Source organism: Roseateles koreensis, from assembly GCF_028595305.1.
In the GTDB taxonomy this organism is placed as follows: Bacteria; Pseudomonadota; Gammaproteobacteria; order Burkholderiales; family Burkholderiaceae_C; genus Paucibacter_A; species Paucibacter_A koreensis.
Genome location: NZ_JAQQXS010000006.1, coordinates 65786 through 91331, shown reverse-complemented (window position 1 = coordinate 91331; position 25546 = coordinate 65786). Strand labels below are relative to the sequence as shown.

23 protein-coding genes are annotated in these 25546 nt (G+C 60.8%); 5 read left to right on the top strand and 18 right to left on the bottom strand.

Annotated elements, in window-relative coordinates:
* Positions 1-47 precede the first annotated feature (47 nt).
* The 3 genes from PRZ01_RS08130 to PRZ01_RS08120 form a co-directional block, all read right to left on the bottom strand.
* Positions 48-1280, bottom strand: coding sequence for an MFS transporter (locus PRZ01_RS08130; RefSeq protein ID WP_273596426.1), 1233 nt, complete (start codon positions 1278-1280; stop codon positions 48-50).
* A 2-nt stretch (positions 1281-1282) separates the two neighbouring features.
* Positions 1283-2389, bottom strand: a complete 1107-nt coding sequence (gene aroC / locus PRZ01_RS08125) for a chorismate synthase (RefSeq protein ID WP_273596267.1) — start codon at positions 2387-2389, stop codon at positions 1283-1285.
* A 125-nt stretch (positions 2390-2514) separates the two neighbouring features.
* On the bottom strand, positions 2515-2985 hold the full coding sequence (locus PRZ01_RS08120) for a CBS domain-containing protein (protein WP_273596266.1): 471 nt from the start codon (positions 2983-2985) through the stop codon (positions 2515-2517).
* A 94-nt stretch (positions 2986-3079) separates the two neighbouring features.
* Here PRZ01_RS08120 and PRZ01_RS08115 point away from each other — a divergent pair, with 94 nt between their 5' ends.
* Positions 3080-4384 carry an O-acetylhomoserine aminocarboxypropyltransferase gene (locus PRZ01_RS08115; RefSeq protein ID WP_273596265.1) on the top strand — a complete coding sequence of 435 codons (1305 nt, stop codon included), beginning with the start codon at positions 3080-3082 and terminating at the stop codon, positions 4382-4384.
* Positions 4385-4421: 37 nt separating this feature from the next.
* Positions 4422-5225, top strand: coding sequence for an alpha/beta fold hydrolase (locus PRZ01_RS08110; protein WP_273596264.1), 804 nt, complete (start codon positions 4422-4424; stop codon positions 5223-5225).
* A 43-nt stretch (positions 5226-5268) separates the two neighbouring features.
* On the opposite strand, the gene PRZ01_RS08105 is transcribed toward PRZ01_RS08110, so the two are convergent.
* The 3 genes from PRZ01_RS08105 to kbl all read right to left on the bottom strand — a co-directional run bounded on the left by PRZ01_RS08105 (position 5269) and on the right by kbl (position 8830).
* Positions 5269-6576 carry a glycerate kinase type-2 family protein gene (locus PRZ01_RS08105; RefSeq protein WP_273596263.1) on the bottom strand — a complete coding sequence of 436 codons (1308 nt, stop codon included), beginning with the start codon at positions 6574-6576 and terminating at the stop codon, positions 5269-5271.
* 72 nt (positions 6577-6648) lie between these two features.
* A complete protein-coding gene (locus tag PRZ01_RS08100; RefSeq protein ID WP_273596262.1) occupies positions 6649-7596 on the bottom strand; it encodes an NAD-dependent epimerase/dehydratase family protein in 948 nt (315 codons plus the stop codon).
* 28 nt (positions 7597-7624) lie between these two features.
* The gene (gene kbl / locus PRZ01_RS08095; RefSeq protein ID WP_273596261.1) at positions 7625-8830 is read right to left on the bottom strand and encodes a glycine C-acetyltransferase; all 1206 of its coding nucleotides are present in this window, start codon (positions 8828-8830) and stop codon (positions 7625-7627) included.
* Between the two features lie 94 nt (positions 8831-8924).
* Between kbl and PRZ01_RS08090 the strand changes: the two genes are divergently transcribed.
* A complete protein-coding gene (locus tag PRZ01_RS08090; RefSeq protein ID WP_273596260.1) occupies positions 8925-9503 on the top strand; it encodes a helix-turn-helix domain-containing protein in 579 nt (192 codons plus the stop codon).
* 43 nt (positions 9504-9546) lie between these two features.
* Here the strand turns inward: PRZ01_RS08090 and PRZ01_RS08085 are convergent, their stop codons facing one another.
* On the bottom strand, positions 9547-10947 hold the full coding sequence (locus PRZ01_RS08085; protein WP_273596259.1) for a YihY family inner membrane protein: 1401 nt from the start codon (positions 10945-10947) through the stop codon (positions 9547-9549).
* 18 nt (positions 10948-10965) lie between these two features.
* On the opposite strand from PRZ01_RS08085, the gene PRZ01_RS08080 reads away from it, so the two are divergent.
* Both PRZ01_RS08080 and PRZ01_RS08075 read left to right on the top strand, forming a co-directional pair.
* Positions 10966-11421 carry a DUF2069 domain-containing protein gene (locus PRZ01_RS08080; RefSeq protein WP_273596258.1) on the top strand — a complete coding sequence of 152 codons (456 nt, stop codon included), beginning with the start codon at positions 10966-10968 and terminating at the stop codon, positions 11419-11421.
* A gap of 2 nt (positions 11422-11423) precedes the next feature.
* Positions 11424-12830 carry an FAD-binding oxidoreductase gene (locus PRZ01_RS08075; protein WP_273596425.1) on the top strand — a complete coding sequence of 469 codons (1407 nt, stop codon included), beginning with the start codon at positions 11424-11426 and terminating at the stop codon, positions 12828-12830.
* A gap of 14 nt (positions 12831-12844) precedes the next feature.
* On the opposite strand, the gene PRZ01_RS08070 is transcribed toward PRZ01_RS08075, so the two are convergent.
* The 11 genes from PRZ01_RS08070 to nuoI all read right to left on the bottom strand — a co-directional run bounded on the left by PRZ01_RS08070 (position 12845) and on the right by nuoI (position 25539).
* The gene (locus tag PRZ01_RS08070) at positions 12845-16048 is read right to left on the bottom strand and encodes an efflux RND transporter permease subunit (RefSeq protein WP_273596257.1); all 3204 of its coding nucleotides are present in this window, start codon (positions 16046-16048) and stop codon (positions 12845-12847) included.
* 3 nt (positions 16049-16051) lie between these two features.
* Complete coding sequence (locus tag PRZ01_RS08065) at positions 16052-17245, bottom strand: efflux RND transporter periplasmic adaptor subunit (RefSeq protein WP_273596256.1); 1194 nt, start codon at positions 17243-17245, stop codon at positions 16052-16054.
* 188 nt (positions 17246-17433) lie between these two features.
* Entirely contained in the window at positions 17434-17973 is a 540-nt protein-coding gene (locus tag PRZ01_RS08060; RefSeq protein ID WP_273596255.1) for a DUF1178 family protein, read from the bottom strand.
* A 40-nt stretch (positions 17974-18013) separates the two neighbouring features.
* Complete coding sequence (locus PRZ01_RS08055) at positions 18014-18604, bottom strand: NUDIX domain-containing protein (RefSeq protein ID WP_273596254.1); 591 nt, start codon at positions 18602-18604, stop codon at positions 18014-18016.
* Entirely contained in the window at positions 18594-18902 is a 309-nt protein-coding gene (locus tag PRZ01_RS08050) for a DUF2818 family protein (protein ID WP_273596253.1), read from the bottom strand. The genes PRZ01_RS08055 and PRZ01_RS08050 overlap by 11 nt, the downstream gene beginning before the upstream one ends.
* 32 nt (positions 18903-18934) lie before the next feature.
* Positions 18935-20416: an NADH-quinone oxidoreductase subunit NuoN gene (nuoN, locus tag PRZ01_RS08045; RefSeq protein ID WP_273596252.1), complete on the bottom strand. Its 1482-nt coding sequence runs from the start codon at positions 20414-20416 to the stop codon at positions 18935-18937.
* A 16-nt stretch (positions 20417-20432) separates the two neighbouring features.
* Positions 20433-21920 (bottom strand): NADH-quinone oxidoreductase subunit M, encoded by a 1488-nt coding sequence (locus PRZ01_RS08040; RefSeq protein ID WP_273596251.1) that lies wholly within the window; start codon positions 21918-21920, stop codon positions 20433-20435.
* A gap of 21 nt (positions 21921-21941) precedes the next feature.
* Positions 21942-23999, bottom strand: a complete 2058-nt coding sequence (gene nuoL, locus PRZ01_RS08035) for an NADH-quinone oxidoreductase subunit L (RefSeq protein WP_273596250.1) — start codon at positions 23997-23999, stop codon at positions 21942-21944.
* A 6-nt stretch (positions 24000-24005) separates the two neighbouring features.
* Positions 24006-24320, bottom strand: coding sequence for an NADH-quinone oxidoreductase subunit NuoK (gene nuoK, locus PRZ01_RS08030; protein WP_273596424.1), 315 nt, complete (start codon positions 24318-24320; stop codon positions 24006-24008).
* The gene (locus PRZ01_RS08025; protein ID WP_273596249.1) at positions 24320-24973 is read right to left on the bottom strand and encodes an NADH-quinone oxidoreductase subunit J; all 654 of its coding nucleotides are present in this window, start codon (positions 24971-24973) and stop codon (positions 24320-24322) included. The genes nuoK and PRZ01_RS08025 overlap by 1 nt, the downstream gene beginning before the upstream one ends.
* 68 nt (positions 24974-25041) lie before the next feature.
* Positions 25042-25539 (bottom strand): NADH-quinone oxidoreductase subunit NuoI, encoded by a 498-nt coding sequence (gene nuoI / locus PRZ01_RS08020; protein ID WP_273596248.1) that lies wholly within the window; start codon positions 25537-25539, stop codon positions 25042-25044.
* Positions 25540-25546 lie beyond the last annotated feature (7 nt).

Genomic DNA, 25546 nt, shown 5'->3' with positions numbered 1-25546 from the left:
TGCGACGAACTGCCGTAAGGCTGTGCTGGTCTGCAAAAAAAGCAAAGTTACGGCATAACTCGAGCAAGGTCCGGGCTGAGCTTGAAGCTGCGCCAACAGCACAGCGCCCCCATCATCGCGGCTGCACTGGCCGCCCAAAACACCGATGGATAGCCCTGGCTAGCAGCCAACCAAGCCCCGCCAACACCCCCCAGAACGCCTGAACACCCATAACCCAACACGGAGTAAAGCGCCTGCCCCCGGCCGCGCAGCTGCCCTGGAAAGTAGCGCGTGATCAAGGCAATGCAAGCCGTGTGCTGCGCGGCAAAGGTGATGGCATGCGTGCACTGCGCCAGCATCAAGATCGTCAAGTTACCGCCAAAAGCAGCAATCAACGCAAACCGAATCGCACTCAGCACGGCCGCCGCTGCCAGCCAGTGGTGCAAGGTGCCGCGCTCCAGCAAACGCCCCTGCAGGGCGAACCAACTGATTTCGATCACCACGGAAATCGCCCACAACAGGCCAACCGTCGGCTTTCCATAACCCAAAGAGTCCAGGTACAGGCTGAAGAAGGAGTACAGCGCCGAATGCGCCAGCACAGTCAGGAATACACCCCAAAAAAACCAGCGCACATGCGGCTGGCGCAGCACCTCGGCAATGGGCGGGCCGGGCAAATCCACATGCGCATGTGTGACTACCGACTGCTTGGGCACCTGCCAGGCCATGAGTACGACCAAGCCCAGCATGAGCAGAATGGTGCCCGCAAACGCCTTCATGCCGAAGTGGTCAAACCACCAGCCGGCCACCAACACGGTGGCCAAAAAACCGATGGAGCCCCACATGCGCACCCGACCATAACGCCGAGCATCCATGCCACCTTGGCCATCGTTCAGCTGCCCCGCCACGATCACCTCGGACAAAGGCACGATGGCGGCATTGAAGGTGAACATCAAAAACGTGGCCAATACCAGCGTCGCAAAATGCGGCGGCAGCAAAAAACCCAAAGCGGCCACAAAGCTGGCCAGGGCCGACCAGCGGATGATCGCCACCCGTTGACCCGTGCGGTCAGCCAATGCGCCCCAGATGTAGGGCGCGAACAAGCGCGTCCAGCTCTGCAAGGACATCAGCACGCCAATGGCGAACACAGGCAGCCCCAAATCCTTGTACCAAAGCGGTGCGTAGGGATTGAATCCGCCAATGGCCGCGAAATAGGCAAACGACAGTGCCGCGCAGGCGGCCAAGGTGCGGGATGAACTGGAGGGGCTGGCGAGTTGGGCCGAAGCCCCCTCGCTCGACGACACAGTCAACGCCCAGGCGCCATGGCGGCAATGGCCTCAATCGGCAATTGAACATCGCCGCACTGCGCCCGGTGCCGCAGCACATGGTCCATCAAGACCAAGGCCAACATAGCCTCAGCGATGGGCGTGGCGCGAATGCCGACGCAGGGGTCATGGCGGCCAAAGGTTTCCACCACGGCGGGTTCACCCGCACGGTTGATGGAGCCTTTGGGCGTGCGAATTGAGCTTGTGGGCTTGATGGCGATGGAGGCCACGACGTCTTGCCCGGTGGAAATGCCCCCCAGCACACCGCCTGAGTTGTTGCTGGCAAAACCCAGGGGCGTGAGTTCGTCGCCATGCGCGCTGCCGCGCTGTGCGACCACACCGAAACCTTCACCAATCTCCACGCCTTTGACGGCGTTGATGCCCATCAAGGCGTAGGCGATATCCGCGTCGAGCTTGTCGAACAAGGGCTCGCCTAGGCCAACCGGCACGCCGGTGGCTTCCACTCGGATGCGCGCACCCACGGAGTCACCGCTCTTGCGCAGCGCATCCATGTAGCTTTCCAACTCGGCGATCTTGCTGACATTGGCGGCAAAAAACGGGTTGTTGGGCACGTGCTCCCAACCCTCAAAAGGAATCTCGATCTCACCCAACTGCGTCATGCAGCCGCGAAAGCCCACCCCATGGGTCGCCTGGAGCCATTTGCGAGCCACCGCGCCAGCGCCCACCATGGGGGCCGTCAGGCGGGCAGAACTACGGCCACCGCCGCGCGGGTCGCGCAGACCGTATTTGCGCCAGTAGGTGTAGTCGGCATGCCCCGGGCGGAAGGTATCCAGGATATTGCCGTAGTCCTTGCTACGCTGGTCAGTGTTTTTGATCAGCAGGCAGATCGGCGTGCCCGTGGTTTGGCCCTCATAGACGCCGGAGAGGATTTCCACGGTGTCGGGCTCATTGCGCTGGGTGACGTGGCGCGAGGTACCGGGGCGGCGGCGATCCAACTCAGGCTGGATGTCGGCCTCGGTCAGCGGCAAGCCGGGTGGGCAGCCATCAATCACGCAGCCAATGGCCGGGCCATGGCTTTCGCCAAAATTGGTGACACGAAACAACTCGCCGAAAGTGCTGCCTGACATGAGGAAACCTGGATTGATGGGGCAGCCCCGATTCTATCGGGTGGCAACCCCACCGCCCCAGGAGCCCAGAAAAACGACAGCCCGTACTACCCGTCGTAACAGGTCGTTAGCCCTAACCCAATATCTCAGAACTTGGACTCGCCCGCTGCTTCGGGGTTTTCTTCAACCGGCCAGTCACGGATATAGGCTTTGAGCATGCGGTTCTCGAAGTCTTGCCCGTCAACCACTGCCTTGGCCACGTCGTAGAACGAAATCACGCCCATCAAGGTACGACCGTTCAGAACCGGCATATAGCGCGCATGGCGGCCCAGCATCATGCGCCGGATTTCGTCGATTTCAGTCTCCGGCGTGCAGGTCAGCGGATGGTCGTCCATCACGCTGCGCACTTGTGAAGTACCCACGGACCCGCCATTGCGGGAGATGGCCCCGATCACTTCACGAAAGGTCAACATGCCGACCAGATCGCCGTGCTCCATGACCACCAGTGAACCGATGTCGCGTTCGGCCATGGCGGTCAGGGCCTGTGCCAGCGATTCATCAGGCGTGACGGTGAACAAGGTGCCGCCCTTGACGCGCAAGATGTCGACGACTTTCATGGCTATCTCCTCTAAAACCGGGCCAGTGCCCCGTAACTCTCGAACGAGTGGAAACATAGCACACAATCTGCGCAGCAAACACCTCGGAGACACCATGTCTGGCTATGCCGATCCCGCTTTCGACACACTGGCACTTCATGCCGGCGCTGCCCCCGATCCCAGCACGGGCGCACGGGCCACGCCGCTGCACTTGAGCACCTCTTTCGTCTTCGAAAATACCGAACATGCCGCAGCCTTGTTCAATCTGGAACGACCCGGGCATGTGTACTCACGCATCTCCAACCCCACCACCGCGGTGTTCGAGGAGCGCATGGCGGCCCTGGAGGGCGGCATTGGCGCCGTGGCCACCAGCAGCGGCCAGGCGGCGCTGCACCTCGCCATTGCCACGCTTGCAGGCGCCGGCTCGCACGTCGTTGCCAGCAGCGCGCTCTATGGAGGTTCGCACAATCTGCTGCATTACACCCTGCGCCGCTTTGGCATTGAAACCACCTTCGTCCGCCCCAATGACATTGACGGCTGGCGGGCTGCCATCCAGCCCAACACCAAATTGCTTTTTGGCGAAACCCTGGGCAACCCCGGCCTGGACGTGCTGGACATTCCGCGCGTCGCCGAAATCGCCCATGACTTGGGCCGTCCACTGCTGGTTGACGCCACCTTGACCACGCCGTGGTTGCTGCGCCCGTTCGAGCACGGGGCGGACCTGATTTGCCACTCAGCCACCAAATTCCTGAGCGGCCATGGCACCGTGGTGGGCGGGGTGCTGGTTGACGGCGGCACCTTCGACTGGGACGCTGGGCACGCCAGGCACGGCTTATTTGCAGAACTGTGCGAGCCCTATCCGGGCTTCCACGACATGGTGTTCACAGAAGAAAGCACCGTCGGCGCTTTCTTGCTGCGGGCGCGCCGCGAGGGCCTGCGCGATTTCGGCGCCTGCATGAGTCCCCACACGGCATGGCTGATCCTCCAAGGTATCGAGACGCTGTCACTGCGGATGCAGCGGCATGTGCAAAACGCCCAGAAAGTTGCCGAATTCCTGAGTGGCCACGCCATGATTGGCCGAGTGGCCTACCCCGGCCTCACCACCCACCCTGACCATGCCCTGGCGCAACAACTGATGCCTCGTGGCTGCGGGTCGGTGTTCAGCTTTGACTTAAAAGGCACACGCGAGCATGGGCGCCGCTTGATCGAGTCGCTGCAAATCTTCTCCCACCTGGCCAATGTGGGGGATTGCCGCTCTCTGGTGATCCATCCGGCGTCAACCACCCACTTCCGCATGGACGACCAGGCTCTGGCCCAAGCCGGCATCACGCCGGGCACCATCCGCCTGTCCATCGGCTTGGAAGACGCCGACGACTTGATCGACGACCTCAAGCGTGCGCTCAAGCTTGCCGCGAAATAACGCTGGAAAAGATGAAGAAGAGGACGAAGGGGCAACCATGAAACTCACTGTTAAAGACCACGAAATCTACGCCTACACGGGCGGCAAGCCCTTTGCCCCCAGCCTGCCTTGCATCGTCTTCATTCATGGCGCATTGCATGATCACAGCGTCTGGAACCTGCTGGCACGCTGGTTTGCCCACCACGGCTATGGCGTGCTGGCCTTGGACTTGCCTGGCCACGGGCGCAGCGCTGCAGCGCCGGTGCAGGACTCGGTGGAAGCCTTGGGGCGCTGGGTGCTGGCGGCACTGGATGCGGCGGGCGTCCAGCAGGCCCACCTTGTTGGACACAGCATGGGCTCGTTGATTGCGCTGGAAGCCGCGGCCCAGGCGCCGCAGCGAGCCTTGCGCCTGGCGATGGTGGGCACGGCGTACCCCATGAAGGTGTCGCCGGCCTTGCTGGACACCGCCCGCGAGCATCCGCAAGATGCCATCGCGATGGTGAACAAATTCAGCCACTCAAGCTGGGCCGCCAAACCCTCATTCCCCGGCCCCGGCGCCTGGTTGCACGGTGGCAACAGGGCTTTGATGCAGCGGGTTCAAAAGCAGCAGCTTGCGCTCAACTTGTTCGAGCACGATTTTCGGGTGTGCGATGCCTACGCCGCCGGGCTGGAGGCCGCCGCCCGCGTCACCGCCCCGTGCATCTTGCTGTTGGGCGAACGTGACCAGATGACGCCGCCCAAGCAAAGTTTCGCCTTGGGACAAGCCCTGCGCGCGCGCACAGTCTTGCTGCCCTGCGGCCATGCCCTGATGCAAGAGGCGCCGGAAGCCTTGCTTGCCGCCCTGCGCCAGACGCTGGCCTAGCGCTCAAAACTAACGATCGAATCTAACGATCGAATTGCTCGGATCAACGCAGCAAAATGGCTCGAAAGTCGTTCACATTGGTGCGGGTTGGGCCGGTGACCACCAAGTCGCCCAAGGCGCTGAAATAGCTGTAGGCGTCATTGCGGTCAAGAAAATCGCGGGCCGAAAGGCCCAAGGCCTTGGCCCGAGCCAAGCTGCCAGGGTCCAGTAAAGCACCGGCATTGTCTTCCATGCCGTCGATGCCATCGGTGTCGCAGGCCAGGGCGTAGAGCCGTGGCACATCTGCCGCGGCATGTGCCAGAGCCAGCAGAAACTCGGCGTTACGGCCACCGCGCCCGGTACCCCGCACCGTCACCGTGGTTTCGCCTCCGCTCAAGATCACGCAAGGGGCCACAAGCGGCTGCCCGAAGGCACGGATCTGGCGCGCAATTCCGGCATGAACGGCAGCAACATCGCGCGATTCCCCCTCCAGACTGCCACCCAGCACCAAAGGCTGCAAGCCGTGTTGACGCGCCAATTGAGCGGCGGCCTCCATGCTGTGCTGAGCAGTGGCAATAACGACCACCTTACGCGGGCCCTGGGCCAGCGGCTCGGCGGGCACGCATTGATGCTCCAACAGGTAACGCACCGATTCAGGCAGGGCAACGCGGTAGCGCTGCAAAATCTCCAGTGCCATCGCAGGTGTGCTGGTGTCCGGCAAGGTTGGCCCCGACGCAACGATGGCGGGATCATCGCCGGGCACATCTGAAATCACCAAAGTCACCAGCTTCGCGTCCCGGCAGGCTTGGGCCAGCTTGCCCCCTTTGACAGCAGACAATTGGCAGCGCACGTGATTGATGTCCGCGATCGGCGCCCCGCATTGCAAAAGCTGCGCGATGACCCGGCGCTTGTCCACCGCGCTGATGCCCTCGGCAGGCAGGCTCATCAAGGCTGACCCGCCGCCCGAAATCAGGCACAGCACCAAATCCTGCGGCCGCGCACTTTGGGCCAAGGCCACCATTTGCAAAGTGGCATCGGCGCTGGCCGCATCGCTCAAAGGATGGCCGGCTTCAAGCACTTTGATGCACTGGGTCGGCTCGCCATGCCCGTAGCGAGTGACAACCAAGCCTTGCACCGGAGCCAGCCCATCCCCAGCGCGAGCACTCTCGCCATCCAGCCCCCAGGCCCGCTCAACCGCAAGCGCCATGCGCGCCGCCGCCTTGCCCGCACCCAGCACGATCACGCGGCCCTGACGCGGCCGCTCGGGCAATGCCGGGGGCACACAAACCAGAGGATCAACAGCATGCACGGCGGCATCAAACAACTGACGCAGCAATTGCCGTTCGGCGGAATGGGTGTTGAGGTCTGTCATACCGAAAAGGTGAGATTCTCTGGACAGGCCTGACTATGCCATTCCCGCTGCGAACTGGGGCCAAGCCTGGGATCAAGCCTTGGCCAAAGCTGTGCCCAACTCCTTCAGCATGTCAGACACGATGGCAGGCAGGTCGTAGCGCAAGCGCCAGCCCCAATCCTGCCGGGCTTCGCGGTCGTCAATGCGCTGAGGCCAACTGGCCGCAATAGCTTGCCGGAAGTCGGGGGCATAACGCATTTCAAAAGCGGGCAGATGCTGGCGTATTGTTTCGGCAATTTCAGCCGGCGTGAAACTCACACCCGCCAGGTTGTACGAGCCGCGCTGCTTGATCTGCTCGGCCGGTGCTTCCATCAATTCAATCGTGGCTCTCAGGGCATCAGGCATGTACATCATGGGCAGCCCCTGCCCGGCCTCCAGAAAGCAGTTGTAGCTGCCCGTCTTGAGCGCATGGTGAAAGATGTCGACCGCGTAGTCGGTGGTGCCGCCGCCAGGCGGGGTCTTGTAACTGATCAAGCCTGGGTAGCGAAGGCTGCGCACATCGACACCATGGTTGGCGTGATACCAGGCGCACCAACGCTCACCGGCCAACTTCGAGATGCCGTAGATCGTGGTGGGATCCATCACGGTGCTTTGGGGCGTGTCAAGGCTGGGGGTCGAAGGGCCGAAGGCGGCGATGGAGCTGGGCCAGAACACCCGCGCCAGCTTCTGCACCCGTGCCAACTCCAGCACATTGAGCAGGCCTTTCATGTTCAGGTCCCAGGCCCACATCGGGTGCTTTTCGCCGGTAGCGGAGAGTGCCGCGGCAAGGTGATAGATCTGCGTAATGCCGTGGCGTTTGACCACAGCGGCCAAGGCAGCGGCATCCGTCACATCCAGCATCTCATGGTGCAACTGGGGGACGCGGCCTTGCGGCGCGAGATCGCTGGTAATGATGTTGGCGTTGCCGTGGCGCAAGGCCAATTCGACGGCAAGTTCCGAGCCAATTTGGCCGTTGGCGCCGATGATGAGAATTTTTGTCATAGCTCTGCGATACCGCTTGTAAACGGAGTTATGCCTTGATCAGGCCCAGCTCGCGACCTGCCTGGGTGAAGGCGGCCACGGCTTTTTCAAGATGCTCGCGCTCGTGCGCGGCCGACACCTGCACGCGGATACGCGCCTGTCCCTTGGGTACGACTGGAAAGAAAAATCCCACGGCGTAAATCCCGAGTTCCAGAATGCGGGCGCTGAGTTTTTGCGCCATTACCGCGTCGTACACCATGATGGGAACAATCGGATGTGTGCCGGGCTTGATCTCAAAGCCTGCCGCCTGAATGGCCTTGCGGAAGTAGGCTGTGTTGGTCTCCAACTTGTCGCGCAGCGCGGTGGAGCCCTCCAGCAAATCCAGTACCGCGATAGACGCGCCGACGATGCTGGGCGCCACCGTATTGCTGAACAAATAGGGCCGCGAGCGCTGCCGCAACAGTTCAATCACCTCTTTGCGTCCGCTGGTAAAACCACCGGACGCGCCACCCAGCGCCTTGCCCAAGGTGCCGGTGATGATGTCGACCTTGCCAAAGACCTTGCGGTACTCGTGCGTGCCGCGCCCCGTCGGGCCCATGAAACCGCTGGCATGGCATTCATCAATGCCCAGCAAAGCGCCGTAACGGTCAGTGATGTCGCGGATTTTGTCGAGCTGCGCGATCGTACCGTCCATCGAGAAAACGCCATCGGTGAACACCAGGGTGTGGCGCGCGCCGGCCACCTTGGCTTCTTTGAGGCAACGCTCCAGATCGGCCATATCGTTGTGCTTGTAGCGATAGCGCATAGCCTTGCACAGTCGGATGCCGTCGATGATGGAGGCGTGATTAAGTTCGTCGCTGATGATCGCATCCTGCTCCCCGAGCAAGGGCTCGAACAAGCCGCCATTCGCGTCGAAGGCGGCCGCGTACAAGATGGTGTCTTCCGTACCCAAAAAGCGGGCCAGGCGTTGTTCCAGCGTCTTGTGCAGATCTTGCGTACCGCAGATGAAGCGCACCGATGACAGGCCATAGCCGTGGGTGCGCAAGGCCTCGTGGGCCGCTTCAATCACCTGGGGGTGCGAGGACAACCCCAGGTAGTTGTTGGCACACAGATTGATGACTTCACGACCGTCATGGGTGTGCACCACGGGCCCTTGCGCACCGGTTATGACACGCTCGCTCTTGTACAAGCCCGCCTCGCGAATGCCTTGCAATTCATTTTGCAGATGAACATAAAAGTCTTGAGTGGTGGCCATGTGGTCTCTCCTGGGGCACAATTCACTAAATTGAACTTAGTTCGATATATCGAAAGTTTGTTCAGTATCTAGGATTTGTGCATTAAGGTCAAGCATGTCGATCGCGAACCCAGACAATCAGCAACCCCCCAATGTGGGCCTGACCTTGCAAGCCCTCAGGCAGGCCCAAGGCCTCTCGCTGGACGAGCTCTCGCGCCGTGCAGGTGTGTCCAAGTCGATGTTGTCGCAGATTGAACGCAATCAGGCAAACCCGACCGTTGCCGTGGTCTGGCGTTTGGCCAATGCCCTGCGCGTTGAGTTGGCGGAGCTATTGGGCGGCGAGCGGAGCAGCCCGCCCGCCATCGAGATCGTGCCGGCGCATAGCACGCCGGCCATGAGCAGCCCAGATGGCCTGTGCCAGCTGCGCATCCTGGGCCCCATCGACCTGGCCGGGCAATTTGAATGGTATGAATTGACGGTGCAACCCGGCGGTGCGCTCGCATCAGCCGCGCACGAGCCCGGCTCGCGCGAACACCTGAGCGTTCTCAAAGGCAGCTTGCAGGTGAGCGCGGGCGGACTGACGCAATCGCTGTCAAACGGTGAAACTGCACGGTATGCGGTCGACGGCCCCCACGCCATCCGCAATGTCACTGACCAAAGCGCAATAGCGCTGCTGGTGGTGCTGCACTCCTGAAGATACCCTCAGCCGTGGCCGCCTGAAGGGCGGCAAGCGGGTGCTAAACGGGATCTGCGTCCGAGCCTATCCCGAGCAAATGAGCGAGGCTCAAATGATCCCAATCGCTGTATCGCCATAACGGCCCGAGCGCCGGAGAGCGTTCAGCCAGCAGCGCCCGGATCAAGGTCGCGGCGGGAACCTGTGAAGGGGCGCACAACAGTGTCAGGCGCTGGGCACCGCCCTCTTCCAGGCGGCCTACCCAATCCAACGCCACCAGGCTGTCCACCGCACCTTCAAGCTGCAGGGGGTCCAGACGCAGGCGCCTCGCCAAGGCCGAACTGGCCAAACCGCCCAGCCCCTCCTGCTGAGCGAGCCACAAGGCCCGCAGCACATCTAGCGCCAACTCCAAACCCATGCCAGGGGCCTCACGGCGCCGCTGCATGCCGCCCGCCAGGCTGGGCGCGTTGGCGGCCAGTACTGCGCCGATCAGCATGATGACCCAGCTGAGGTAGAGCCAAATCAGAAAAATGGGCACGATGGCAAACGCGCCATAAAGGGTCGAATAGGTCGGCACCGCCTTCAGGTACAGCGCCAAACCCCACTTGGCCACCGAAAAGGCGACGGCCACGAACAACCCGCCCAAAAAGGCATGGCGCCAACGCACATGGGTGTTGGGCACGTAGTGGAACAAGCCCGCGACGCCGCCCGCCATCACGAGCAATTGCAAACCGTTGAGCGCCTTGTGCCACTTGCTGGGCAAATCACCCAACAAGTCTTGCCCAGTGGTGATGGCGTAGCTGGTGAACGCAATACTGGCGCCGAGAATCAGCGGCCCCAAGGTCAGCGCTGCCCAATACACAAGCACCCGCTGCGCGATCGGACGCGGCCGCTTGACGCGCCATATTTGGTTCAAGGTCTGGTCGATGGTGAGCATCAAGGCCAGCGCCGTGAAGCCCAAAAACACCAAACCCATGGATCCAAGACCCTTGGCCTTGGCCGCGAATTGCGACAAGCCCACCATCACGGGATGCGCGATATTGGCGGGAATGAGGTTCTGCAAAAAGTACTTTTCCAGCGCCGACTGAAAAGACGAAAAAATCGGGAACGCGGTGAACAAGGCCAACATCACCGTCAGCAAAGGTACCAGAGAAATCAGGGTAGTGAAGGTCAGGCTGCCAGCCGTCAAACCCAGATGCTCTTCCTGAAAACGGGTGCGCAGGTCGGTCACCAAACGCCACAAACGGGTCAGCACCGCGCTATTCAGAAGTGAGGACTTCTCCGCAGTTTCAACAGGTGCAGCGCCTCTGCTGGGCGGAAATTCTGCGCTTGTTGCGCGTGAGTCCATGGGTGCATAGGGATGCGTGAAGGCTTGTTGTTCAGCCACGCGCAGATCTGTGGCCGCGCTATTACCAGCCTCGCCAGCCGCGCCGGCGGGGTCTTGATCGAGAGAAAAATTGCTCATGCTGGCTATGATGCCAGCATGTCACCCACATCCTCTCCTTCGCACCCTGCCGATCATCCGCCCCAGCATGCGCGCGGGCCTGAAATTTCATCGCCTAACGCCCCATCAGCCCGCACCCAAGCCTTGCCGCGGGAAGCCCAAACACGGGCTTTGGCCCTGGCCAGCGTGATTGCCTTGTTCGTGCTTTGCCTGGTTTGGGAGCTCTGGCTGGCCCCCACCGGGCGAGGCACCCTGGCCATCAAGGCTTTGCCATTGCTGATCCCCATGCTGGGCCTGTGGCGCTACCGCATTTACACCTTTCGCTGGCTGAGCCTGATGATCTGGCTGTACTTTGCGGAGGGCGCAGTGCGCGCCACCAGCGAGCAGGGCCCCGCCGTGTGGCTGGCCACCGCAGAAGTGCTTCTGAGCGTACTCATCTTTATCGCCTGCGCGCTCCATGTGCGCCTGCGGCTGGCCGCTGCCAAGGCCGCATGAACATGAACCCCCAATTGCTGAGCGCCCTGCGTGAGTTGCTGGGCGAAGCAGGCTTGTTGCTGAACGGTGACTGGTCGCGCTATCAACAAGACTGGCGCGGCCGCTACCAGGGGCGAGCCCTGGCGATTGCCCGGCCGGCGTCGACCGCCCAGGTTGCCGGCGTGGTGCAGTTGTGCGCGCGATATGGCGTTAGCCTCGTTCCCCAAGGCGGCAACACTGGCTTGGTCGGTGGTGGCGTGCCCTCCAGTGATGGATCGCAATTGCTGTTGAGCCTGGAGCGGCTGAACCAGGTGCGTGAACTGGATATTCCCAATCTCACCCTAACGGTTGAAGCAGGCTGTACGCTGCAAAGTGCCCAATTGGCAGCCGAGGCCCAAGGCTTGCTGTTCCCTTTAAGCTTGGCCTCTGAGGGCAGTTGCACTATCGGCGGCAACCTCGCGACCAATGCCGGTGGTACGCAAGTACTGCGTTACGGCAACGCACGCGCAATGTGTCTTGGGCTTGAAGTGGTAACCGCTGCGGGCGATGTCTGGTCCGGCCTTTCGGGCCTGCGCAAAGACAATACCGGTTATGACCTGCGCGATTTATTCATCGGCAGCGAAGGCACCTTGGGCGTTATCACAGCAGCGACGCTGGCCCTGGTCCCTCAGCCCAGGTCGCAAATGACGGCACTGGTCACCTGCAAGTCCCTTGATGCAGCATTGGCGCTGCTGAGCCTGGCCCGCGGGCGGGCGGGGCCCGCCCTGACGGCGTTTGAGGTGATGAACGCGTTTTCGCTGCAACTCGTGCGCCAGCACCTACCGCAGCTCCGCCAAGACTTGCCGAGCAGTCCGTGGACGGTTTTGCTAGAGCTTTCCAGCAGCGACGACCCGGCCCACACGCGCACGCAATTCGAGTCTTTGCTGAATCTCGCGCTGGAAGATGGATCGATTCAAGACGCGCTCATCGCCGAGAGCTTGGCGCAGTCACGCAACTTTTGGCAGTTGCGCGAATCCATCTCGATGGCGCAGAGCAAAGAGGGGCTCAACATTAAGCACGATATTGCAGTGCCGGTTTCCAGGATTCCTGAATTTGTAGCAGCCACCGATGCCCGCCTGGCCGCGCACCTCCCCGGCTTGCGCATGGTGAATTTCGGCCATATGGGCGATGGCAATCTGCACTACAACGTGCAGTCCCCACCGGACATGGCGCCGGCCGAATTTTTAGCCCACTTTGAAAGCCCGATCAACCAGCTTGTCTACGACGCAGTTGGCGAATTTGGCGGTTCCATCTCGGCGGAACATGGCATTGGCCAACTCAAACGCGACGAGTTGGCCCAAAGAAAAGACCCCGTGGCGCTGGGCCTGATGCGCACTATCAAGGCCGCCCTGGACCCGCAGAATCTGCTCAACCCAGGGCGTTTTCTTTAGGTTTTCTTGAAAGGTCAGGCCGCTGAGGGTTGGCGCACTTGGCGCAGGCGGCCCAGCAAATGAAGCGCCAGGCGCCACAGCAGGCGAATCATCAACAAGGCCAGCAGCGCTTCAATCAAGGTCAGCGCAAAGGCCGGGAAGCTGCCCCAGCGCAGCTGACGCCGATTGAATTTGGCGATTGCGCGGTCGCGTGCCTGCTCGATGCTGTCGTAGAAGCTGGGCACCACCAGCAAGGTCAGCAGCGTGGACGTGATGGTGCCGCCGATGATGGCCACGGCCATGGGCCGATAGAACTCCGCGCCCTCGCCCACCCCGATGGCCACGGGCAACATGCCGGCGATCAAGGCAAAGGTGGTCATCAAAATGGGTCGCAAGCGCTTGCGACCCGCCTGCATCAAGGCCTCCTCGCGATCCATGCCTTCGTGCTCAAGTTGGCGGGCGGCATCGAGCAGCAGGATGGCATTCTTCGCCACCAGGCCCATCAACATGATGACGCCGATGAAGCTCATCAGGTTCAACGTGCCCTTGGTCAGCAACAGCGCCAACACCACGCCGATGAGAGACAGGGGCAAGGACAGCATCACCGCGAGCGGCGCGGTAAAGGAGCCAAACTGCATCACGAGAATCAAGTACATCAAGCCGATGCCACTCACCAAGGCCAAAGCCATGGCACCGAATACCTCTTGCTGGTCGCGTGAGGAGCCTTCAAGGTCAATGCCATACCCGGGAGGAAAGCTCATGGCCTTGGCAATTTTCATCGCGTCGGCCGTCACCTCACCGTCAGACCGCCCCTGCGCATTGGCCGCCACCGTGATGGTGCGCTTGCCGTCAGCGTGCTGAATCTTGGAGGGTCCACGGCCCATGGTGAGCGTGGCAATTTGCTCCAGGGGCACCATCTGGTTGCTGCCCGTCACGGTGATGGGCAGGCGCTCGATATTGCTCAGGTCAACACGGTCATCAGGGTGCAGGCGTACCGCGACGTCCCGCGTCTCGCCGGTCGGATCGACCCAGTCACCCACCTCAACGCCGGCAAAGGCAACGCGCAACGCCTGCGCCGCATCACCCACCGAGATGCCCAGCGAATTGGCCAAGCCGCGGTTCAACTCGATCTGCAACTCGTTCTGCGGATCTTGCTCTGACAAGCCCACATCCACGGCGCCTTTGACCTCTCGCAGTTTGGCCATGAATTCGTTGGTGATCGCCAGCAGCTTGCGGGAGTCGGGGCCTGAAAAGCGGATTTGCACCGGCTTTTGCGCCCCGTTGTTGAAGTCGTCCAGCACCACGTATTCAGCGCCCACCAGACGCGCTACCAGTGTGCGCAGTTCAACACCAACCTCCACCGCAGAGCGTTTGCGCTGCGTGCTTTTGCCGATGTCCACATAGATACGGCCGCCACCCGGATTCACATAACTGTTTGTCGCGACGGTTTCAGGCAAGGTACGCGCCAACACAGATGCCGCTTCCAGCTTGCGGCGCGAGTACTCGAGATTGCTGCTGGCGGGGCTGCGCACCTCGATCGCCAGCATGCCGTTGTCCGTTGACGGCATGAAGCTGGAGCCACCCCACTTGGCTTGCAAGCCAAGCGCACCGAGCAAACTCAAAACTGCAAACACCGCCATCCAGCGGCGGTGGTGCAAGGCCCAGGCGATCACCTGGCCATAACGATCACTCTGATGGTCAAACCAGGTGTTGAAACGGCCCAGCACCTTGCTGATACCGGTCTTGGGCAGAAGATGATGCCCCGGCGGATCGCCCCAATACGCCGACAACATGGGGTCGAGGGTGAAGGAGATGAACAGGCTCACCAAGACTGAGGCCACCACGGTTGCGGCGAAGGGGCGAAACCATTCCCCCGAGATGCCGGGCATGACCGCCACGGGCACGAACACGGCCACGATGGAGAACGTGGTGGCCGCAACGGCCAGGCCAATTTCTGCCGTGCCGTTGAGTGCCGCGCTGCGCCGGTCGGCGCCACGCTCCATGTGGCGCACGATGTTTTCACGCACCACGATGGCGTCGTCGATCAGCACGCCAATGGCCAGTGACAAACCCAGCAGGCTCATGAAGTTGAGCGTGAAACCGCATAACCACACGGCAATGAAGGCGGCTATCACCGAGGTCGGCAAACTCAAGGCCGTGATCAAGGTAGAGCGCCAGGAGTTCAGGAACACATACACCACAAAAATCGTCAAACCGGCTCCGAAGACCAGCGCGTGAATGACGTTGTTGAGGTTGTCCTCCGCCTCCTTGCCGCCATCCCGGGTGATCTCCATATGGGTGCCCGCGGGCAACGTGGCGTTGATCTCGTCAACCAACTTGCGCACCTTGTCGGCCACGGTCACGGTGGACGCATCGCGCGCCCGGTTGACAGACAACCCCACATTGGGGTGCCCGTTGCGCACGCTGAAGCCAGTCAGCTCGGCGAAGCTGTCGGCAATGGTGGCCACCTGCCCCAAGCGAAGCAGCTCGCCTCCGTTGCGTTTGACCACGATCTGCTCGAACTCCGCGGGGCTTTCAATGCGGCCCGCCAAGCGAATGCTTTGATCCTCTAGCGCACCCCGCACCTTGCCAACTGGCGCGGTCACGTTCTGGTTGCGCAAGGCGTTCACCACCTCGGTGACCGAAACTTTGTATTCACGCAATTTCTCGGCGCGCAGCAGCACCGTCAATTCACGCTTGAGCGACCCGTCCACATTGACGATGGAGACACCGGGGATGCCGCGGAATTTGTCCGCCAGCTTGTCTTCCGCCAGACGCGAGATTTCAGCGTGGCTTTGCGAGGTACTCGACAGCGCCACCTGCATGATGGGCTCAGCCGAAGGGTCGATGCGCTGGATCACCGGCTCGCGGATTTCGGTCGGCAATTTGTAGCGCACCGTGGAGATGGCATTGCGCACCTCCTCAGCGGCTTCGATCATGTTCTTCTTGAACTCGAAGATCAGGAAGAAACTTGCATAACCCTCACCCGCCGTGGAGCGCACCCGATCGATGCCCGAAATGCTCTGCATCGACTTTTCAATGCGATTGACGACCTCCCGCTCAACCGTTTCCGGCGACGCCCCGGGGTAGTTGATATTCACCACCAGAAAAGGTTGCTGCACGTCAGGAATCTGATTGACGCGCAGATTCTTCAAAGCCAGCAGGCCCAATGCCATCAGGGAAATGATGATGACAATGGCCGCTATCGGCTTCTTGATACTGAAGTCTGAGAGGAACATGTCTTATTTTCCGCTCAAGGCAAGAGAGGCCATCGAACTGCTTGGGCCGGCCGGGCTGGCCACCCTTTTTACCGCCTGACCATCCTTGAGGTTGGAGCCGGGGTTGCGAAGCACCTCATCACCTACCACCAAGCCGGCACGCACAGCGACCGCGCCCTGGCGTGCATCGCGCTCGCCCAACTCAACCTTGACCTTGTTCAACACACCGTCCTTGATGCGCCAGGCATAAGCAGCGTCACCCGCGCGAACGACAGACGCTTCGGGCAACATCAAGCTTTTCACCTCGGTGGATTGGACGCGCCCTTCCGCGTAAAGCCCGGCTACATCGGGGCCTTGACCGGGCTCGAAATCAACCAACACCTCGACCTGCCGCGTGGTCGCATTGGCCGCCACGTCGACACGCCGGATCGTGCCCGTGAAGTCGGTCTTGGCATACCCGTTGACGCGGAAATTGACCGACTGGCCGACCTTCAACTCCTGCATGCGATCGGCTGAAACCAGACCTTCAAACCGCATGCTGTGAGGGTCGATGACCTTGACCAATTCCTTGCCCACCTGTGCAGTGTCACCAATGGACACCTTGCGCTCGCTGACCACCCCGTCAAACGGCGCACGCACTTCCGTGCGGGTCAGCAATTGCTGAGCAGACACGACGCGGGCCTTGGCCGCCACCAGATCGCTCTGCGCGCCGTTGCGGCGCAGTTCAGCGTCTTCAAGGGCTTGCAGAGAACTCATGCCTTGCGCGTGCAAGGTCTTCAAGCGCTGGAACTGGCGCTCGGCCTGCTCAAACGTCTGCGTGGCCGCTCGCGCTGCTTCATTGGCCGAAGTCAAACCGTCGCGAATGGCGGTGTCGTCCAGGCGCACCAGCAACTCACCGCGATGAACGTGCTGGCCGTTTTCTTTCAGCACCTGCTGAACAACTGCGGACACCTCCGCCCGAAGATCGGCCTTGCGCTCGGGCTGAACAGACCCCGTGATCACGGGCCCCTGCGCATAGGCACCCAAGGTCATGCTGCGCAGATCTTCCGGCGCGATCAGCAGTGCTTCCGGCGCGCTTGCAGCGGCTGCTGCACCTGCCTTGGCCTCAGCCCCGCCCTTGCCGCAAGCGCTCAAATTGCACAGCGCACTCAAGGCGAAAAGGCTGATCAGGACAGGGCGGGAAGTGGCAGCAAGAACGAAAGAAACGGCACGCGTCATCGGAAAAACTCCGGGCAAGATAGACAAGAAAGCAACGCGCGAGCTTATCCTGAATCAATGGCCGTGACAGAGGTCATGCTGGGTCAAATCACCCAAATCCAGTCAGCGTGGCTGATGAATTAGGGGGGCAACTGTGCCAAAGAGGTTTGCTCTTCTGTTGACATCAAAACGCCCCTGGACAACCCGCCTCACTGCAGCTTGTTTTTGGCCCCAGGTGCCAAGGGCAAGGCAATCACCTCGATGCCCTCGTCAGACAACGCAAGCGTTTCATCAAGGGTCGCTTGGCCCCGGATTCCGCGCGCCTGCGCTTCGCCGTAATGAATGCGGCGTGCCTCTTCGGCAAATTGCTGGCCCACATCTTCCGTCGTGGCGATGGCTTCTGCGACCCACTTCTCGACGACCGACTGCAGGGCTTGAAGCACCTCTGCGGAATCAGGGGTCGAGCTTGCCTGGGTCGTCGGGGGGGATGTTGAGCGAGTTGCAACCGCGGTCCCATCCGGCGCCATGGACGATTGACCGGGAACGGCGGAACCCGCAGATGCAAACTTGGCGCTGCGCAAATGGGAGACGTTCAGATGAGGTGCACTGGGCATGCGCCGGATCTGATCGACACCGCACATTGGGCAGGTGAGCAACCCGCGTTCGGTTTGGGATTCAAAGTCCGCAGCGGAGCCAAACCAGCCCTCGAAACGATGCGCTTGGCTGCAGGCCAGATTGAGTACAAGCATAGCGACGTATGGAAACAGAGTGCCGGCGCAGCGTGCAGGTTCAGCCCACCGCCCGCCAATTCAAGGGCCATGCGCCCTGCTGCCAACGCTGCAGCCACAGTAGGCCGATGAGGGTTTTGGCGTCGGTCAAGGTGCCGTCGGCCGCACAACGATCCAACTCAGCGGCACTATGGGTGACCAGTTCTAGAAATTCACCGTCATCCAGATTTTGCTCACCCGCCTCAAGGCCGCGCGCGAAGAAGATCTCAATGCCTTCGTCCGAATAGGCAATGGCGTTGTGAAGCACCCCAGCGTAGGCCCACTCGCGGGCGCGGTAGCCGGTTTCTTCCAGCAACTCCCGCTGAGCGCACAACAAGGGCGCTTCGCCGGACTCCAGCTTGCCTGCGGGAAACTCCAGCATGACGCGCCCCATGGGGTAGCGAAACTGCCTCTCCAGGAGCAAGCGACCATCGTCCATCAGCGGGATGATCATCACGGCACCGGGGTGGCGGATGAACTCGCGCGTGGCGGTTTTGCCGTCAGGCAGACGAACCACGTCGCGCTGGACCTTCAGAAAATTGCCGTCGAAGACTTGTGCGCTCTGCACAGGGTGTTCGCGCAGACTCAGGTCCGAGCGCTCGTCAATCGGCATGACGTCCCCGACGGAGGTAACACCAGACAAAGCCGGGAAACCCCAGGGTCACAAACAGGCAAAGACCCGCGGCGTAGAACTCCCAGCCCTGCGGCTGGCGCTGGCCCAAGCGGGCCTCCAGTGCAAAGCCAAGCCCCACGGTAAGCCCGGCCAACACCAGCAACTCAAGCAAGCGCCAAATGAACGCCTTGCGGCGCTGCAAAGGACCAAAAAAGAAGATGCGCTCGGTGAGATATGGCACGTTGGCCGCCAACAAGGCAGTCAACAAGACCAGCCAAACGGCTGACGTCTGATCCATCAAATGATTCCGATTGTCAGCAGACGCGCGCCTCAGGTGGCCAGCGTCTTCACGATGGCTTGGGCGCACCATGCCATCAAACCACCGGGCAGCAGGCCGAACGCGATCACGGCCAAGCCATTCAGCGACAAGACCAAACGAGCATCGCTAGGCGCATTCAGCGGGCTGTTGTCGGTGGGCTCATCAAAGAACATCACCTTGATGACGCGCAGATAGTAGAAGGCACCGATCAGCGACAGCACCACTGCGCCGATGGCCAGGTACAGATAGAGCGCCACATTGGTCGCCACCAGGGCCTGCAAAACCGACAACTTGGCGTAAAAACCAGCCGTCAGCGGAATACCCGCCAGCGACAGCATGAACACCGTCATCACCAGGGCGTACCAGGGGCTGCGCTTGGCCAAGCCGGCCAAGTCGCGAATCTCGTCAGCTTCATGGCCTTGGCGAGACAACAACAAGATCACACCGAAGCTGCCCAAGGTGGTCATCACATAGGTGATGACGTAGAACATGGCGGAGCTGTAGGCATTGGCCGCTGACAAGGTGTTGTCGTTGACCACACCCGAGGCGAGGCCCAGCAACATGAAGCCCATTTGCGCAATGGTCGAATAGGCCAACATGCGCTTCAGGTTGGTCTGCGCAATGGCAGCGAGGTTGCCCACCAGCAGCGACATCACTGCCAGCACCACCAGCATTTGCTGCCAGTCGAGCGCCAGGCCCATCATGCCTTCCACCAAGAGGCGGATGGTGATGGCAAAGGCCGCCAGCTTGGGCGCGGCACCCAACAACAGGGTCACCGCGGTGGGCGAGCCGTGATACACGTCTGGCACCCACATGTGGAAAGGCGCAGCACCCAATTTGAAAGCCAGGCCCGCCACCACGAACACCACGCCAAAGACCAGCACCGACTTGTTGGCCGCACTGGTGCTGATGACCTTGAAGACCTCAGGGATCGACAACGAACCCGTAGCGCCATACATCATCGACAAGCCGTAGAGCAAGAAGCCGCTGGCCAGCGCCCCCAACACGAAGTACTTCATGGCGGCTTCGGTCGACACCGCATGGTCACGGCGCAAGGCGACCAAGGCGTACAGCGACAAGCTCATCAACTCCAAGCCCAGGTAAATGACCAGGAAGTTGTTGGCCGACACCATCACGAAGATGCCCAGCAAGGAGAACAGCGTCAGTGTAAAGAGCTCTCCTTTGAGCAGCTCCCGCGAGGCAGCGTAGGGTCGCGCATACACCAGGGTCGCCATGGTGGCAACACTGGCAAAGAAGGCCAGCAGATGCCCCATCGGGTCAGACACCACCAGGCCTTGCATCGCGTAGACCGTCTGGCCGTCGTTGAAGTAGCACAGGTGCATCGCCCCAACGACCGCCACGGTCAGCTGAGTCAGCCAGTAAGTGGGGCGCCGTGCAGGGTCGGTGACGAACAGATCGACGATGGCGATCACGCCCAGCATGCACAGGAGAATGATTTCGGGATAGACCGCGAGCCAGTTCATATTGTTCATTTCTTCAACGCCCTAGTCATTGTGCGTTCAGCACGGGCAGCTTGGACGTGCCCACATGCTGGAGCAGCTGGCTTACCGACTTGTCCATCACGTCAGTGAAGGGTTTGGGGTAGATACCCATTACCAGCACGGCGATTGCCAGCAAGGCCATCATCAGGAATTCACGCGCGTTGATGTCAGTCAAATCCTTGACATGATCGTTAGCCACCGGGCCGAAGTACACCCGCTTGTACATCCACAGCGAATAGGCAGCACCGAAGATCAAAGCAGTTGACGCAATCGCGCCGAGCCAGAAGCTGTATTTGACCGTGCCCAGAATCACCATCCATTCGCCGACGAAACCGGCGGTGGCGGGCAGGCCGCAATTGGCCATCGTGAAGAACAAGGCGAAGGCGGCGAACTTGGGCATGGTGTTGACCACGCCACCATAAGCGGCGATCTCACGCGAGTGAACGCGGTCGTACAGCACGCCGATGGACAAGAACATCGCACCCGACACGAAGCCGTGCGAGATCATCTGCACCAGGCCGCCTGAAACGCCCAACTCATTGAAGATGAAGAAACCCAGGGTGACAAAACCCATGTGCGCGATGGACGAATAGGCCACCAGCTTCTTCATGTCACGCTGCACCATCGCCACCAGGCCGATATAAACCACCGCCGTCAGCGACATGCCAATGATCAGCCACGACCAATGGTGCGCGGCGTCCGGTGCGATCGGCAGCGAGAAGCGCAGGAAGCCATAGGCACCGAGCTTCAGCATGATGGCCGCCAGCACGACGGACCCCCCCGTAGGTGCCTCCACGTGGGCATCAGGCAGCCAGGTGTGCACCGGCCACATGGGCACCTTGACCGAGAAGGCCGCCAGGAAGGCGAAGAACAACAGCGTCTGCGTGTGCATCGGCAGCGGCAGCTTGTGCCAAGTACTGATGTCGAAACTGCCGCCCGACTGCAAGTACAGGTACAGCAAGGCGATCAGCATCAGCAGCGAGCCGGCCAGCGTGTACAAGAAGAACTTGAACGCCGCATACACCCGGTTCGGGCCGCCCCAGACGCCGATGATGATGTACATCGGGATCAAGGTTGCTTCGAAGAAGACATAGAACAGCATCGCGTCCAGCGATGAGAACACGCCGATCATCAAACCGGACAGGATCAAGAAGGCGCCCATGTACTGGTTGACGCGCTTCTCGATGACTTCCCAGGCGGCGAGCACCACGATCACCGTGATGAACGCCGTCAAGGGCACGAACCACATTGAGATGCCGTCAACACCGAGGTGGTAGCGGATGTTGAATCGATCGATCCAGGGTTGATTCTCGACAAACTGCATGGCAGCCGTCGACACATCAAAACCGCACACCAAAGGCAAGGTGGCCGCAAAGCTGAACAGGGCCGCGATCAGGGCCAGCCAACGCACTGCCTTGGCCTGGTCGTCACGCCCGAAGGCCAGCAGAATCAAGCCGCTGACGATGGGCAGAAAAATTGCAAGACTAAGCAACATATTTTTGTTCTCCGCCCCAGATCACAGGCCAAAACCCAGAAGGGTCTTCATTTGGGAGCCTATAAAGGGCCACAGCTGCCAGGTCATCAGGCCAATCACGCCCAACATCATCACCAAGGCATACCAGTACAGGTGGCCGGTTTGAATGCGGCGCACCAAACCTGCCACACCACCCACCGCATGGGCCGAGCCGTTGATCACCAGGCCATCGATCAGGGCAACGTCGCCGCCCTTCCAGAAGGCCAGGCCCAGGCCACGCGCCAACTTGGCCAGCACGTTTTCGTTGAACCAGTCCATGTAGTACTTGTTCTCCAACACCGTGACCAAGGGCGAGAACACTCGGGCCAGCGTTGCCGGAATGCTCGGCGCCACCATGTAGAACACGTAGGCCATCACCACCCCCCCCAGGGCCAGCCAGAACGGCAGGCTGCTCAGGCCATGCAAAGCCATGGCGGCAGCACCGTGGAAGTTCTCGGCCAGCTCTTCCATCGCGCCATGGGCGTGGTGGTTGACGAAGATCGAATCCTTGAAGAATTCGCCGAACAGCATGGGCTGAATGGTCAGATAACCAATCACCACAGAGGGGATCGCCAGCAAGACCAGCGGCGCGGTCACCACCCAAGGGGACTCGTGCGGCACATGCGGCTCGTGATGACCGTGGTCGTCATGGTGGTCATGCTCGCCCGGGAAGGGCTTGTGGCGGAAGTTTTCCTTGCCATGGAAGACCAGGAAATACATGCGGAACGAATAGAACGCCGTGATGAAAACACCGGCAGTCACTGCAAAGATCGCGAAAGACGCGCCCGGCAGGTGGCTGGCGTGCACCGCCTCAATGATGCTGTCCTTGGAGTAGAAACCGGCGAACAGCGGCGTACCGATCAAGGCCAGTGAACCCAGCAACGAGGTGATCCAGGTGATGGGCATGTACTTGCGCAGGCCACCCATATTGCGGATATCTTGGTCGTGGTGCATGCCGATGATCACCGAGCCCGCCCCGAGGAACAGCAAGGCCTTGAAAAAGGCGTGCGTCATCAGGTGGAACACGGCCACCGAGTACGCCGAGGCGCCCAGCGCCACCGTCATATAACCGAGTTGTGACAGCGTCGAGTAGGCCACCACGCGCTTGATGTCGTTCTGGATGATGCCCATGAAGCCCATGAACAACGCGGTGATGGAGCCAATCACCAGTACAAAGTTCAGCGCCGTGTCCGACAACTCGAACAAGGGGCTCATGCGCGAGACCATGAAGATGCCTGCCGTCACCATGGTGGCGGCGTGGATCAGCGCGGAGATGGGGGTCGGGCCTTCCATCGAGTCAGGCAGCCAGACGTGCAGGGGGAACTGCGCGCTCTTGCCCATCGCACCGATGAACAAGCAGATGCAGGCCACCGTCAGCATCATCCAGTCGCTGCCCCAAAGAGGAGCGTTGAAGGCGATCTGTGCCAATTCGTCCTTCTTGGCGAACACTTCGGCGTAGTTCAGCGAGCCAGTATGGGCCACCAACAGGCCGATACCCAGGATGAAGCCGAAGTCACCCACACGGTTGACCAAGAAGGCCTTCATATTGGCGAAGATCGCCGTCGGCTTGGTGTACCAGAAACCGATCAGCAAGTAACTGACCAAGCCCACAGCTTCCCAACCAAAGAACAACTGCAGCATGTTGTTGCTCATCACCAGCATCAGCATGCTGAAGGTGAACAACGAGATGTAGCTGAAGAAGCGCTGGTAGCCCGGGTCTTCTTCCATGTAGCCGATGGTGTAGACGTGCACCATCAGGGACACAAAAGTCACCACGCACATCATCATGGCGGTCAAACCGTCGACCAGAAAGCCGACCTCCATCTTCAAGCCACCTACCACCATCCACTCGTAGACGGTCTGGTTGAAACGGGCGCCGTCATTGACAACCGAATTCAATGTCATGGCCGACAGGATGAAGGCCACCAGGACGCCTAGGATGGTCACGGTGTGCGCGCCGCGGCGGCCCACCTGCTTGCCGAAGAATCCGGCCACCACGGCGCCAGCCAAGGGCGCCAGCGGCACGGCCAGCAGCATGTTTTGAGAAAGTTGTGCAGACATCTTACTTCAGCCCTTCAGCGCGTCGAGTTCATCGACATTGATGGTGGCGCGGTTGCGGAACAGCACGACCAGAATGGCCAAGCCGATCGCCGACTCGGCTGCCGCCACGGTCAGGATGAAGAACACAAAGACCTGGCCGGCCATATCGCCCAGATAGTGCGAGAAGGCCACGAAATTGAGGTTCACCGCCAGCAACATCAACTCGATCGCCATCAGCAGCACGATCAGGTTCTTGCGGTTCATGAAGATGCCCACCACCGACAGGGCGAACAACATCGCGCCCAGGGTCAGGAAGTGGCCCAGTGTGATTACGGCACCCATCATGCGGCTCCCTTGTTGTTCTCGGCGACGGCTTCAGCTGCGGGCGCGGCCGCAAGCTCAATCGTCGGCGCCATCTTCACGATGCGCAGGCGGTCGGCCTTCTTGACCTTGACTTGCTCGGAAGGATTCTGCCCACGTGCGTCCTTGCGCTTACGCAGCGTCAGGGCGATGGCGGAAATGATGGCCAACACCAGCAGCACAGCGGCGATTTCAAGCGCATACAGGTACTGCGTGTAGATCGCAATGCCCAGCATCTTGGTATTGCCCAGTTGCAGCGCAGCGGCGCTGGGTTCTGGGGCTGCATTTAGGCGGAAGCCGCCCATCAATACCGCAGCCATTTCGAGCGCGGCAAACGCACCCACCAGCCCGCCCAGCGGCAGGTGCTTCCAGAAGCCTTCGCGGACCTGATCGCCATTGATGTCCAGCATCATCACAACGAAGAGGAAGAGCACCATCACGGCGCCGATATAGACCAGCACCAGGGTGATGGCCAGGAATTCAGCTTTCAGCAGCATCCAGATGCAGGCGGCGTTGAAGAACGCCAAGATCAGGAAGAGTGCCGAATGCACGGTGCTCGGCGCCGTGATCACACGGAAAGCAGAGCCCAGCAGAACGGCTGAAAACAGGTAAAACAAGACAGTGGTGATATCCATGCGATTCCTGCAAGCAAGCGCAACAGGCAAGACCTGACCCAGGCGACAACGCCGGGTCGGGCCCCGCTTCAGCGGTACTTGGCGTCGGCCTCCTTTTGGGCTGCGATTTGCGGTTCGAACTTATCTCCAACAGCCAAGAGCATGTCTTTGGTGAAGTAGAGGTCGCCGCGCTTTTCGCCGTGGTACTCGAAGATATTGGTTTCAACGATCGAGTCGACCGGGCAGCTCTCTTCGCAGAAACCACAGAAGATGCACTTGGTCAAATCGATGTCGTAGCGCGTGGTGCGGCGCGAGCCGTCCGCCCGTACGTCGGACTCGATGGTGATGGCCATGGCCGGGCACACCGCTTCGCACAGTTTGCAGGCGATGCAACGCTCTTCGCCATTTTCATAACGGCGCAGCGCGTGCAGGCCACGGAAGCGCGGAGACAGCGGCGTCTTCTCTTCCGGGAACTGCACCGTGATGTTGCGTGCGAAGAAATGACGACCCGTCAGGGCCAGGCCCTTGACCAGTTCCAAGAGCAGGAAGCTCTTGAAGAAATTGAAGGTGGAACTCACTGCTGACATAGAGGCC